15 protein-coding genes are annotated in these 11963 nt (G+C 72.5%); 7 read left to right on the forward strand and 8 right to left on the reverse strand.

What is annotated here, in order from left to right:
* Complete coding sequence (gene ddaH / locus JOD64_RS13945; protein ID WP_355385473.1) at window positions 1-834, reverse strand: dimethylargininase; 834 nt, start codon at window positions 832-834, stop codon at window positions 1-3.
* A 59-nt stretch (window positions 835-893) separates the two neighbouring features.
* Here ddaH and JOD64_RS13950 point away from each other — a divergent pair, with 59 nt between their 5' ends.
* Complete coding sequence (locus tag JOD64_RS13950) at window positions 894-1358, forward strand: Lrp/AsnC family transcriptional regulator (protein ID WP_204942628.1); 465 nt, start codon at window positions 894-896, stop codon at window positions 1356-1358.
* Between the two features lie 43 nt (window positions 1359-1401).
* Window positions 1402-2385 carry a zinc-binding dehydrogenase gene (locus tag JOD64_RS13955; RefSeq protein ID WP_307813388.1) on the forward strand — a complete coding sequence of 328 codons (984 nt, stop codon included), beginning with the start codon at window positions 1402-1404 and terminating at the stop codon, window positions 2383-2385.
* 161 nt (window positions 2386-2546) lie between these two features.
* On the opposite strand, the gene JOD64_RS13960 is transcribed toward JOD64_RS13955, so the two are convergent.
* From JOD64_RS13960 to mobA, 3 genes are all read right to left on the reverse strand, one after another.
* Complete coding sequence (locus tag JOD64_RS13960; RefSeq protein ID WP_204942629.1) at window positions 2547-3653, reverse strand: T3SS (YopN, CesT) and YbjN peptide-binding chaperone 1; 1107 nt, start codon at window positions 3651-3653, stop codon at window positions 2547-2549.
* Window positions 3654-3734: 81 nt separating this feature from the next.
* Window positions 3735-4001: a DUF6457 domain-containing protein gene (locus tag JOD64_RS13965; RefSeq protein ID WP_204942630.1), complete on the reverse strand. Its 267-nt coding sequence runs from the start codon at window positions 3999-4001 to the stop codon at window positions 3735-3737.
* Window positions 3998-4624 carry a molybdenum cofactor guanylyltransferase gene (mobA, locus tag JOD64_RS13970; RefSeq protein WP_204942631.1) on the reverse strand — a complete coding sequence of 209 codons (627 nt, stop codon included), beginning with the start codon at window positions 4622-4624 and terminating at the stop codon, window positions 3998-4000. The genes JOD64_RS13965 and mobA overlap by 4 nt, the downstream gene beginning before the upstream one ends.
* Window positions 4625-4725: 101 nt before the next feature.
* On the opposite strand from mobA, the gene fdhD reads away from it, so the two are divergent.
* Window positions 4726-5592 (forward strand): formate dehydrogenase accessory sulfurtransferase FdhD, encoded by an 867-nt coding sequence (gene fdhD / locus JOD64_RS13975; RefSeq protein ID WP_204942632.1) that lies wholly within the window; start codon window positions 4726-4728, stop codon window positions 5590-5592.
* Window positions 5593-5607: 15 nt separating this feature from the next.
* Here fdhD and JOD64_RS13980 read toward each other — a convergent pair whose 3' ends face one another.
* From JOD64_RS13980 to JOD64_RS13995, 4 genes are all read right to left on the reverse strand, one after another.
* On the reverse strand, window positions 5608-6315 hold the full coding sequence (locus JOD64_RS13980; RefSeq protein WP_204942633.1) for a GAP family protein: 708 nt from the start codon (window positions 6313-6315) through the stop codon (window positions 5608-5610).
* 231 nt (window positions 6316-6546) lie between these two features.
* Window positions 6547-6945: a hypothetical protein gene (locus tag JOD64_RS13985; RefSeq protein WP_204942634.1), complete on the reverse strand. Its 399-nt coding sequence runs from the start codon at window positions 6943-6945 to the stop codon at window positions 6547-6549.
* Window positions 6942-7193: a hypothetical protein gene (locus tag JOD64_RS13990; protein ID WP_204942635.1), complete on the reverse strand. Its 252-nt coding sequence runs from the start codon at window positions 7191-7193 to the stop codon at window positions 6942-6944. Before JOD64_RS13990 ends, JOD64_RS13985 begins: the two co-directional genes overlap by 4 nt.
* 61 nt (window positions 7194-7254) lie before the next feature.
* Complete coding sequence (locus tag JOD64_RS13995) at window positions 7255-8301, reverse strand: DUF4192 domain-containing protein (protein WP_204942636.1); 1047 nt, start codon at window positions 8299-8301, stop codon at window positions 7255-7257.
* A gap of 173 nt (window positions 8302-8474) precedes the next feature.
* On the opposite strand from JOD64_RS13995, the gene JOD64_RS14000 reads away from it, so the two are divergent.
* Genes JOD64_RS14000 through JOD64_RS14015 form a run of 4 tightly spaced genes read left to right on the forward strand, consistent with a single transcriptional unit; the run spans window position 8475 to window position 11916 of the window.
* On the forward strand, window positions 8475-9389 hold the full coding sequence (locus JOD64_RS14000; protein WP_204942637.1) for a fructosamine kinase family protein: 915 nt from the start codon (window positions 8475-8477) through the stop codon (window positions 9387-9389).
* A complete protein-coding gene (moaA, locus tag JOD64_RS14005) occupies window positions 9386-10399 on the forward strand; it encodes a GTP 3',8-cyclase MoaA (protein ID WP_204942638.1) in 1014 nt (337 codons plus the stop codon). Before JOD64_RS14000 ends, moaA begins: the two co-directional genes overlap by 4 nt.
* A gap of 3 nt (window positions 10400-10402) precedes the next feature.
* On the forward strand, window positions 10403-10657 hold the full coding sequence (locus JOD64_RS14010) for a MoaD/ThiS family protein (protein ID WP_204942639.1): 255 nt from the start codon (window positions 10403-10405) through the stop codon (window positions 10655-10657).
* A gap of 11 nt (window positions 10658-10668) precedes the next feature.
* Window positions 10669-11916: a metallophosphoesterase gene (locus tag JOD64_RS14015; protein WP_204942640.1), complete on the forward strand. Its 1248-nt coding sequence runs from the start codon at window positions 10669-10671 to the stop codon at window positions 11914-11916.
* Window positions 11917-11963 lie beyond the last annotated feature (47 nt).

An 11963-nucleotide genomic window follows, 5' to 3' on the forward strand; every position in this document is an offset into this window, starting at 1 on the left:
TCAGTGCCGCAGTTCGGCGATGCAGCACTTCACACTGCCGCCGCCCTTCTTCAGCTCGGCCAGGTCGACGGGGACCGGGGTGTAGCCGGCGGCCTTGAGCTTGCCGGCCAACCGGGCGGCCTCGCTGTTGAGCACCACGTTCGCGCCGTCGCTGACCAGGTTGAGCCCGAAGGCCAGAGCGTCCTCGTCGTCGGCGATCACCGCGTCGGGGAAGAGTTGGGTGAGCACCCGCTGGCTGGCTGCGGAGAACGCGCCCGGGAAGTAGACGACGTTCGAGTCGTCGATGGCCGCCAACGCCACGTCCAGGTGGTAGAAGCGGGGGTCGACCAGACGCAGCGACACCACCGGCCGCCCCAACGCCTCCTGCGCCTCGGCGTGTGCCGGGATCTCGGTGCGGAATCCGTGGCCGGCCAGGATGAGCCCGCCGTGCGCCTCCGGGACGTACGCGAAGTCGCCCTCACCCTCGTTGGTCTCGCTCGGCGCGATGAACCGCCAGCCCTGCGACTCGTAGAAGGCGTGGTGGGCGGCGGCCTCGGCGGCCCGCTGCTCGTGCTTGAACCGTGCGCCGTACGCGCTGCCGTCCACCACGAAGGCGCCGTTGGCGGCGTAGACCATGTCGGGCAGGCCCTGCTCGGGGGTGAGCAGGTGCACCTCGTGGCCGAGGCCGACAAGCGTCTCGCGCAGCCGGTCCCACTGTTTGACGGCCAGGTCCCGGTCGACCGGGGTGGTCACGTCCATCCACGGGTTGATCGCATACTCGACCGCGAAGTGCTCAGGCGAGCACATGAGATATGTCCGCTTTCGCGGGACTCGCTGCTGGTTCACGGTCACCAAGAGTAGGTACCGTGGAACTTTGGTAACAGCCACAACCGTTGCTTCCCAGAGGCGGAACGTTGCAGATAGACGCGGTAGACCAGCGGATCATTGCGTTACTCGTTGCCGACGCCCGTGCGTCGTACGCCGACATCGGTACCCGGGTGTCACTCTCCGCCCCGGCCGTCAAGCGTCGCGTCGACCGGCTGCGGGCCACCGGCGTGATCAGGGGATTCACCGCCGTGGTTGATCCGGCCGCCGTCGGCTGGACCACCGAGGCGTTCGTCGAGCTGTTCTGCGCCGGCCGGACCACCCCGGCGCAGATCGGTGTGGCCACCCGGCGACACCCGGAGGTGGTCGGCGCGTACACCGTCTCCGGGGAGGCGGACGCGCTCGTGCACCTGCGCGCCGCCGACATCGCCCACCTGGAGGCGGCGCTGGAGCGGCTACGTGGCGAGTCCTTCGTGACCTCCACCCGCAGCACTATCGTGCTGTCCCGGCTGGTCGAGTCCCCCGGTGTGGGCCCGTCCAGCCGCACCCCTTGACCTCAACCCCGGTTGAGGAGATGGACTGACCAACAGCGTGGGCATGCCACCCACCACGGTCGAGGGGGATGTCATGCGGGCGGTCTGGTTACGTGAGTTCGGTGGACCCGAGGCGCTGGTGCCCGGCCCGGCACCCGAGCCGACACCGGGCCCGGGCCAGGTGCTGATCGACGTCGCGCACGCGAACATCACCTTCGTCGAGACGCAGCAGCGCTCCGGTCGCCCCGGACCGTTCCGGGTCACCCCACCGCTGATCCCCGGCAACGGCGTGGGCGGGCTGATCGTCGCCGTCGGGCCGGGCGTCGACCCGGCACTGATCGGGCGGCGAGTGGTCAGCGCCACCGGCGGATCCGGCGGATACGCCGAACGCGCCGCGGTGGACGCTGCCGCGCCGATCGAGGTGCCCGACGGGTTGGCGCTGGACGAGGCGGTGGCGCTGTTGGCCGACGGGCGTACGGCCACCATGCTGGTCCAGGCAGTCGGCGTCCGCCCCGGTGACCGGGTGCTGGTGGAGGCCGCCGCGGGCGGCGTGGGCAGCCTGTTGGTGCAGCTCGCCGATCAGGCCGGCGCCCAGGTGGTCGGCGTCGCCGGTGGGCCGCGCAAGGTGGATCTGCTCCCCGGCCTCGGTGCCGACCTCGCGGTCGACTACCTCCTGCCCGACTGGGCCGACCGCGTCCGGGCCGCGCTGGGCGGGATCGACGTGGTGCTCGACGGCGTCGGCGGAACGGTGGCGCGGGCGGCCTTCGACCTGCTCGCCCCGGGCGGGCGCATGGTCAGCTTCGGGTTGGCGAGCGGGCAGTGGTCCCCGGTGTCGCCCGAGGCCGCCACGGCACGGCAGGTCACCCTGGTCCGACCGGACGTGCCACCCGCGCAACTGCGGGCGTACACCGAGCAGGTCCTGGCGGACGCGGCAGCCGGCCGCCTGCGACCGCTCATCGGCCAGCGTTTCCCGCTGGAGCGCGCCGCCGACGCGCACGCCGCCATCGAGACTCGCGCGACGGTCGGAAAGACCCTGCTCGACGTCTAAGGCCTGTTTCATAAGGGCGGTCGAGCCGAGGCGGAGTCCGGACGGCGGTCCGGCAAGGCGCAGTTTCGTCCGGATACCGGTGTTGTATCCGGACGAAACCGCAACGCCGCCGGTCGTCGTCCGGGCCCGCCGCAGGCCGGCCAGTTCTTATGAAACAGGCCTTAGAGGTACATGCCGGTGCGGTGCTGCGACTCGTCGCGCCGAACCGGCTTGTCGCCCTCGCCGAAGAACCGCTTGCCACCGAACTCGCCGTGCAGACGGTCGTCCAACTCGTCGGCGAGACCGGTCATCACCTGCACCGCCAGCATCAGGTGAGTGGCCTGGAAGTTGCGGCCGAAGACCGGAATGGACGCCCAGACCGTGTCATCGGCGCAGTAGAGGCGGCCGATCGGCATCCGGTTCGTCAGTTCGGAAAGCTTGACGTAGAGCCGTTCGGTCGGCTCGACCTCCGTGAGCACCGGGGAGAAGACGTCCACCAGCGGCGGGTTGTCCCGCACCCGCACGAAGACCATCGCCGAGCCCGCGCGGATGGTGATGTCGCCGTCCGAGTCGATCTGCAACCGGTCGTTGTCCGACTTCAGCATCGTGGAGACCACGGTCCGAACCCGATCCGCCAGGTCGAGCACGTCGTCCCGCTCGACCTGCGCGGCAGCCGCCTCGGCCAGCGCCTCCTCCAGGTCGGCCTCGACGTCGGCGTCCGGGCCGAACTCGCTGCGCGCGGTGCCCAACGGGTCCACGGCCAGCGGCTCGCCCTCGGTGTCCTGCACCAGGTAGACGAGGAACGCCGGGTGCGGAGCGCCGTAGACGTCACGCAGCGTCCTGGAGAGCAGCGCGGCGATCCGGGCCGACTCGGTCGTCGTACCGTCCAGGCCGAAGGAACCACCGGAGCCGGCGACCACCCCGGGCGGCGACCAGCCGAGCGCGATCATGTCCGCCACCGCGCTGCGGTCCAGCCGGTAGCCCGCCGGCAGGGCGGCGTTTCCGACCGCGCGGGCCGACAGCCCGCCGTCGTCGTTCACGTCCACGCTGATCGAATAGACGGCGTCCCCGGTCCCGGAGGCGGTGGGGTCCAGGGTCACCTCCAGGTGCGTGCCGACCGGAAGTTCCCGCAGCCGCACGGCGAGCGCCCGGGCGAACTCCCGCCACGCCTCGGTCACCTTCGCCCGCAGGTCGGTGGTGCTGGGTTCGTCGAGCAGGATCGATTCTGCCGGCTCAGCCGTAGCGCCGGGCAGCTCATCGTGCGGCGCCGAGGGGTGGTCAGCCGTCATGATCGCCTCCGTCCGTCACGATCACCCTACCCACGCCTCGCCGGGGCCCGATCAGCCCGGACCGGGATCGGACAACGGTGGTCAGGGGGCCGTCGGGTCCGCCGGGTCCGCGCCCAACTCGACCGGCCAGGTACCCGCCAGGGCGCTGAGCCGGGCCGCGGCGTCCGCCGGGTCGGCACCCCGGCCGACCGCCAGCCCAAGCAGGTACGCGGTGACCGGCGCACCCGGCCGAAGCACCTGGTGGGCGACGTCGCGGGCCAGGTCCAGCACCGCCGGGACGGGCACCCCGGCCGGATCCAGATCCAACTCGGCGCACACCGCCGTGACCCAGTCGTCCAGCACCGTCATCGCGCCCACTCCTCTGCCCGGCGTACGTCCTCGTCAGTGTCGCAGTCGAACCAGGGCGGCGGGCCGTCGCCGGACCACGGGACCTCCCGCACGACGAGGCCGGCCAGCAGCGCCCGGACCGGTGCCCCGGCCAGGTTGCCACCCCGGTCGACCGCCAGCCGGTCCAGCCCGGCCCGCAGCGCCGCGACCCGCCAGACACCGCAGAGCGACTGCCGCCGCCCGTCCCCGTCGGCGAAGCACGCACCGTCTGGTGGCTGCTCCGACGTTGCCGCTGGGCGGCCCTCCGGGGCGAGGTGGGTCAACAACTCGCCGATCGCCGCGCGGGTGAGCAGCGGCAGGTCCGCGGCGAGCAGCGCGACCAGTGCCGTGTCGGGATCGAGCAGCGCCAGCCCGGCAGCCGCCGCGGCGACCGGACCCCCGCCGGGCGGGTCCTCCCGGGTGACCCGCACGCCCGCCGGGACGACCTCAGCCGGACCGACCAACACCCGTGGCCTGGCATCACCTACCGCGGCCAGCACCCGGTCACGCATCGGCCGGCCACCGACCGGAAGCGCGGGCTTGTCCACCCCACCCATCCGTCGGGCGGACCCACCAGCGAGCACCACGGCGGCGTATGTCCCCACCCGGCCACCGTAGCCGGGTCGACGCCCGTTGACTGTCGCAGCCGGGTGCCCGATGCCCGGTGGCCGTGCGCACGTGTCGACGCGAGGTGGAGGATGGCGGGATGGGACGGGCAACTGATCGACGGGGCGTACTCCGGATCGACCTGGACGCTGTGACTGCCGGGCGCGGGTCCATTCGTCGGCCGGACACCCTGGCGGTGGAGGAACCGCTGGAGATCCGGGTCGGCGCGGCCGGTCCCGGCCGCCGACGGCCGCTCGCCGTCACCATGCGCACCCCCGGGGACGACCTGGACCTGGCCATCGGTTTCCTGCTGACCGAGGGGCTGATCAGGTCGACCGACGACGTGCTGACCGCGCAGCTCTGTGCGGGCGCGGAGACACCGAACACGTACAACGTGGTGGACGTGGTGCTCGCCCCCGGCGTGCCTGAACCGACCACCGACCCGTCCCGCAACTTCTACACGACCAGCTCCTGCGGGGTCTGCGGCAAGGCCAGCATCGACGCGGTCCGCACCCGGTCACTGTTCCCGGTCTCGACCGACCCGCTCAGCGTGCCGGCCGCGCTCCTCGCCGAACTGCCCGACCGGCTGCGCGCCGCCCAGCGCGGCTTCGACCGGACCGGTGGGCTGCACGCGGCGGGTCTGTTCACCCCCGACGGGGAGCTGGTGGTGCTCCGGGAGGACGTCGGTCGGCACAACGCGGTGGACAAGGTGATCGGCTGGGCGGTGCGGGAACGTCGTCTGCCACTGGCCGGGCACCTGCTGCTGGTCTCGGGCCGGGCCAGCTTCGAGCTGACCCAGAAGGCGTGGATGGCCGGGTTGCCGCTGCTGGCGGCGGTGTCCGCCCCGAGCACCCTCGCCGCCGAGTTGGCCGACGAGGCGGGGATGACGCTTGTCGGTTTCCTGCGCGGCCGGACCATGAACGTCTACACCGGGCCGCACCGGATCACGATGGAACTGCCGGCCTGACACCCGGGCGGACGTTCACCGACCGATCAGGTCGATCAGCTCCAGCCGCGCGGCGGCGTCACGGGCGATCAGGAAACCGGCGATGCCGAGGATCCAGCCCAGAGCGCTGCCCGCCTTCGTGACGATCCAGGTGTTCAGGCGGGCCAGCACCGGCTCGACGAGTGTCGGGCGGGCCACCCTGGCACCCAGCAACACCACCGCCGGCAACACCATGACCAGGCAGTATCCGGCGAGCAGCGCCACCACGGTCGCCGGTCCCACCCCGGAGGTGGCCAACAGACCCACCGCGCCGAGGTACGGCAGCATGGTCGCCACCTCGGCAAGTGCGGCGAGCAACGCGAGCCCGACCAACCAGCGGGCCGAGGAGTCGCCGGCGGTGGCCCGGTCCCGCCACCGCAACACGCCACCGGTGCGGGGACGCCGTTTGCCGTCGTAGCGGAAGCTGAGCGCCAGCATCGCGACACCCAGGACGAGTTGCGCCCAGAGCACACCCCGGTTGTCCAGGGCGCCGCCCAGCGCGTCCGCCAACCTGCTGCCGCCCCAGACCAGCAACAGCCCCACCGCGAGGTAGAACGCCGCGATCGTGGCGAGGTAGCCAAGGATCCGTCGGGCGTTGACCGGCCCGGGAGCGAGCAACAACCAGACCGGGATGAAGAGGGTGCCGATGCTGGTGCTGTCGATCAACGCCAGCCCAGCCAGCGACAGCAGCAACGCGATGGTCATGTCGTACCGGTACGAAGACGGGACACGCAATCAGTGTCCGGCCTCCACCACAGCGCCGAGTCGGCCGCGATCAGGAGAGACGTGTACATCGTTCGACGGAGGCTTTCATGATCCAGTCATGCCAGACGAGTCCGACGCGGGCACCGCTTCCGCCAGCGGTCCGCCTACCGCTGCCGACATCCTGAGTCACCCAACCGGCGACGGTGTCGGCGGCGACCGCCCTGCCGCACGTCAGTCCAGGGCGAGGATGCTCCAGTTGGTCGGCAGCATCTTCGCCGCCAACCTGGGCTGCGCGGTCGCGTAGTGCGCCTCGTGGGTGAGTGCCGCACTGGCGGCCTGACCGAGCGAGATGTCCCCGCCGACGGCGCGGGCCAGGGTGCCCGTGTCTCGCACGCCGTCGGCATCGAGCGGCAGCACGCATATCATCGGGGCGCTCACCATCAGGGCCAGCAGCGCGGCGCCAACCTCGTCGCCCGCGCCCGCGATGGCGACCGCCAGACAGGCCGCCGGAACGGCCACCTGCCGGCCCTCCTCGGCGACCTCCAGCATCAACTCCCCCACCGAGACGTTGCCCTCGACGTAGGCGGTCAACGCCGACGCGTCGAACACCGCCGCGATCCGATCGCTCATCCGGCACGGCCCAACATCCGCCGACCCTCAGCCAGGGCGTCCGCCGGAATGGGCGTCGCCAGCCGCTCCCGCCACCGCGCCCGCCCCGCCTCGGTCACCTCGATGCCAGCTCGCCGCAGCACCTCCTGGAGGTGCACGGCGGCCATCTGGGCCCGGACCGCCTCGGTGATCGCGGCCGACACGTTGGGCTGCTGGTCGAGCCACTCCGCGACGTCGTCGGGGAGGCTCACGGAGCGTTTCACGGTCATGTCCACCAGCCTACCAATTCCGGTAGCACCAACGGTATTACCGCGTGACTGGTGGGGCCGGTCAGCGGCGGCCACGTCGACTCCGTTTGCGCGGCCGGACCACTCCGGGCATCCCCACCGACGGCCACCCGTCCAGCTCGGACGGGGGCACGCCGCGCCGGAGCAGGTCGTCCAACAGCATGGCGAGGGAGTAGTCAGGGTGCAGGCTCAGCGTGCGCTCCAGTGCGACCGCCGCCAACGCCCCCTGCCCCGCGCGCCAGGCCGCGAACGCCAGCAGCGCCCCCGGCGCGGCGGCCAACCTCGGCTCGGTCCGGCGCAGCACGTCGGTCCAGAGGGCGATGTCCCGGTCCCGACCGTCGGTGCGTTCCCAGGCGTGATCGCGGATCGGCAGGTGGGTCATCAGCAGGGTCAACCAGGCCACCTCGTCGTCGTCCAGCCGCTCACCGCGGCGCTGCCGGCGCTGGGCCTCGCGGACCGCGGCGACCCCGGCGGAGCGCATCGTCCGGCTGCCGAGCAGATCCTCCGCGGGCGCCTGATCCAGCAACTCGGTCAGTCGTAGCTCAGCGCGGACGGTTGCCGCGCGCACCGCCTCCCGGGCCGGGCCATCCACCGGTGACACCTGCGCCACCAGAGCGGCCCGGTCGGGCAGCGCGACCTGGCCGGCGAAGACCGCCGAGGCGGTCACCGGGTTGGCGGCCGGGTCGTAGCGCCGACCCTCGGGCGGGCAACAGTCGGGCTCGGTGCAGAGGTAGGACCACCACCGGCCGTCGGTCACCCGCAGCGCGTCGAGCACCTCCAGACCGGCGGCGCCCAGTGCGGCACGCACCGCGTCGACGGCCGGAGTGACACGGTCGGGTGGCCCGTAACCGACCACGGTGGCGGCCTCCGCGCCCTGTCGGCGAATCACGGCGGCCAGGTGCCGGGCCCGCTCGACCAGATCGGTCGACGGGTCGGGCAGGTCCGCGCGGGCGGCGAAGATGATCTGCCGGCCGAGCAACGCCACGGCGACCACGCTGTCGGTGGGGTGGAAGCCGAGCAGGTACGGCACAGCGGCGATCAGGTCGGCGGGCGAGCGGACGGCGAGCTGAGGGCGATCGGTCGAGGTCATGGCGGAAGCCTGCGGCGGGCGTACCGGGCTCCGCCGCCCCTGTGGACGACACGCGGCTTATCCACAGCTACTTAGCGTGTTTTCCCTGCTCATCCCGCACCCACGGGTGCCGAAAGAGACCCGATGTCTCCGGGCGGCGCCGTGGTGTCGTGGGGAGCGGTTACCGTGCGCTGATGGACCTGGCGTACCTGCGCGCACACCCGGCACACCTGCCGACCTTCCGGACCCACCAGCGGATCCGGGAGACGCCGGTGGCCGGTGGGCACATCTGCGCCGCCGCTCGGCTCACCCTGGACGACGGCCACTCGGTCTTCGCCAAGTCCTGGCCCGAGGGGGCCGGCGGGCCGGCGCCGGAGGGTTTCTTCGCCGCCGAGGCGGCCGGATTGCGTTGGCTGCGGGAGGCCGGCGCGATCGGCGTACCCGAGGTGATCGTGGCATTGCCGGACCTGATCGCGCTCGACTGGGTGGAGCCCGGCGAGCCGACGCCGGAGGCCGCGGAACGCTTCGGCCGCGAGTTGGCCGGCCTGCACCGAGCGGGCTCAGCCGCCTTCGGTGCGACCTGGCCGGGTTTCATCGGGCCACTTCCGCAGGACAACACCCCCGCCGACGGTCCCTGGTCGACGTGGTTCGCCGAGCGACGCCTCGCCCCCTACCTGCGCCGCTCGGTCGACGGTGGTGCGTTGACCAGCGCCGACGCCTTACTGGTCGAGCAGGTGATCGGTCAGGTCGGCGGGCTCGGCGGCGACGAGCCACCCGCGCGCATCCACGGCGACCTGTGGCCGGGCAACGTGCTGTGGGGCTTTGACGATCGGGTCTGGCTGGTCGACCCAGCGGCGCACGGCGGGCACCGGGAGACCGATCTGGCCCAGCTCGCTCTCTTCGGCGGCATTCCCCATCTGGATCGGGTGCTGGCCGCCTATCAGGAGAGTTGGCCGCTGCCGGACGGCTGGCGCGACCGGGTGCCACTGCATCAACTGCATCTGCTGCTCGTGCACACCGCGCTCTTCGGCGGCGGTTACCGAGATGCGGTCGTCCAATCTGCCCGCGCCGTCCTGGCCCGGGCCGAGCGCGCTACGGTCGACAGGTGAGCGCCGCCCTGGGGACCGACGGCGTCCTCGTCGACCGGTACGGCCGCGTCGCTCGGGACCTGCGCGTGTCCCTCACTGACAAGTGCAACCTGCGCTGCACCTACTGCATGCCGGCGGAAGGGCTGCCCTGGCTGGCCGGCCCGGAGTTGCTGACCGACGAGGAAGTCGTCCGGTTGGTCCGGGTGGCCGTCGAGCGGCTCGGCGTGACCGAGGTGCGGTTCACCGGCGGTGAGCCGCTGATCCGGCCCGGGTTGCTCGGCATCGTGGCCGCGGTCGCCGCGCTCGCACCCCGCCCACGCATCTCGCTCACCACGAACGGCATCGGCCTGGACCGGCTGGCACCCGCGTTGCGAGAGGCCGGCCTGGACCGGGTGAACGTCTCACTGGACACCCTCGATCCGGCCCGGTTCACCACGCTCACCCGTCGTCCTCGCCTGGACGCGGTGCTGGCTGGGCTCGCCGGGGCGGCGGCCGCCGGGCTCAGTCCGGTGAAGATCAATTCGGTGCTGATGCGCGGCGTCAACGAGGACGAGGCACCGGCCCTGCTCCGCTTCGCCGTCGACCACGACTACCAGCTGCGGATCATCGAGCAGATGCCACTGGACGCCCAGCACGGCTGGGACCGCGCCACCATGGTCACCGCCGAAGAGATCCTGACCTCCCTGCGCACGGTCTTCGATCTCAGCCCCGACCCGGCGGAGCGCGGCGCGGCACCGGCGGAGACGTGGCTGGTCGACGGTGGCCCCGCGCGGGTCGGTGTGATCGCCAGCGTCACCCGCCCGTTCTGTGGCGACTGCGACCGCACCCGTCTCACCGCGGACGGCCAGGTCCGCGCCTGCCTCTTCGCCACCGAGGAGTCCGACCTGCGCGCCGCGCTACGCACCGGCACGGACGACGAAGAGTTGGCCCGGCGTTGGCGGACCGCGATGTGGGGCAAGCGCGCCGGGCACGGCATCGACGACCCGACCTTCCTCCAGCCGACCCGACCGATGTCCGCGATCGGGGGTTGAGGCGTGGAACCGACACCGCTGACCGTCCGCTACTTCGCCGGCGCCCGCGCCGCCGCCGGGCACCGCGAGGAGGTCCTGCCCGCCGGCCGGTCACTCGACGACCTCACGGGCGAGTTGGTGCGGCGACACGGCGACCGACTCGGCGCGGTGCTGCGGGTGGCGAGTTTCCTGGTGGACGGCGTCACCTGTCATGATCGTCAGGCACCCCTGCCGGCCGGGGCCACGATCGATGTCCTGCCCCCGTTCGCGGGCGGCTGAGGGAGGCGCACATGTTGGCGGTTCTGGGGTTCGTGGCCGTCCTGGCGCTGATCACCGGCCTCATCCATCTCTACCTGTGGAAGCGGCTCGTTCGGGACACCACCACACCGGGCCGCTGGCGGCGGGTCGGTGCGATCGCCGCACTGGTGCTGGCCCTGCTCGTGCCGGTCACTCTCGCCGGGACGCAGGCCGGGCTCTACTGGCTCGCCTGGCCGGGCTACCTGTGGCTCGCGCTGATGTTCTACCTGCTGGTCGTGCTGGTCGTGCTCGAAGTGCCGATGCTGGTCACCCGGCTGGTGCTGCGCCGCCGGCTGACCGCCGCCGAGCCGACCACCGCCGCACCCGAACCGGTGCTGGTCGGCGCCGCCGGGCCGCCCGAGCCGCCGGCCGCCGGCGCCGTCGCGGCCCCGGATCACGACCCGGCCCGCCGGCTGCTGCTGGCCCGCGGGGCGGCCATCTTCGCCGGCCTCACCGCCACCGGCATCACGGGGTACGGCGTGCGCACCGCACTCGGCCCGCCGCGCCTCGACCGGGTGCAGATCCCGCTCGCCAAGCTCCCGCGCAGCATGGACGGCATGCGCATCGCGACCGTCTCCGACATCCACCTCGGCCCGTTGCGCGGGCGGGCACACACCGAGCGGATCGTCGCCGCGATCAATCGGCTCGACGCGGACCTGGTCGCGGTCGTCGGTGACCTGGTCGACGGTTCGGTCGCCGAGCTCGGCTCGGCGGCGGCACCGCTGCGCGACCTGCGATCCCGGTACGGCAGCTTCTTCGTCACGGGCAACCACGAGTACTACTCCGGGGTGGAGGAGTGGGTCCAGGAGGTCGACCGGCTCGGCCTGCGGGTGTTGCAGAACCGGCGGCAGGAGATCCAGGCCCGGGGCGGCGTGCTCGACCTGGCCGGTGTGAACGACCTGGACGCCACCGGAGACAGCGGCCTGGCGGCCGGGCCGGACTTCGCCGCCGCCCTCGGTGACCGCGACCCCAGCCGTCCCGTGGTGCTCCTCGCCCACCAGCCGCTGGCGGCGGTGGAGGCGGCCAGGTACGGCGTCGATCTGCAACTGTCCGGGCACACCCACGGTGGGCAGATGGTGCCGTTCAACCTGGCGGTTCGGCTGGAGCAGCCGGTGGTCAGTGGCCTCGGCGAGGTCGACGGCACCAAGGTCTACGTGACCAACGGCGCCGGCTTCTGGGGGCCGCCGGTCCGGGTCGGGGCGGAGCCGCAGATCAGTCTGGTCGAGTTGCGCTCGGCATAGCGGACGTCACGTCCGCGCGTGGCGGCGGGCGACCGGCGCGGCGGGCG

It is taken from the genome of Micromonospora luteifusca (genome assembly GCF_016907275.1).
GTDB classification, from domain to species: Bacteria; Actinomycetota; Actinomycetes; order Mycobacteriales; family Micromonosporaceae; genus Micromonospora; species Micromonospora luteifusca.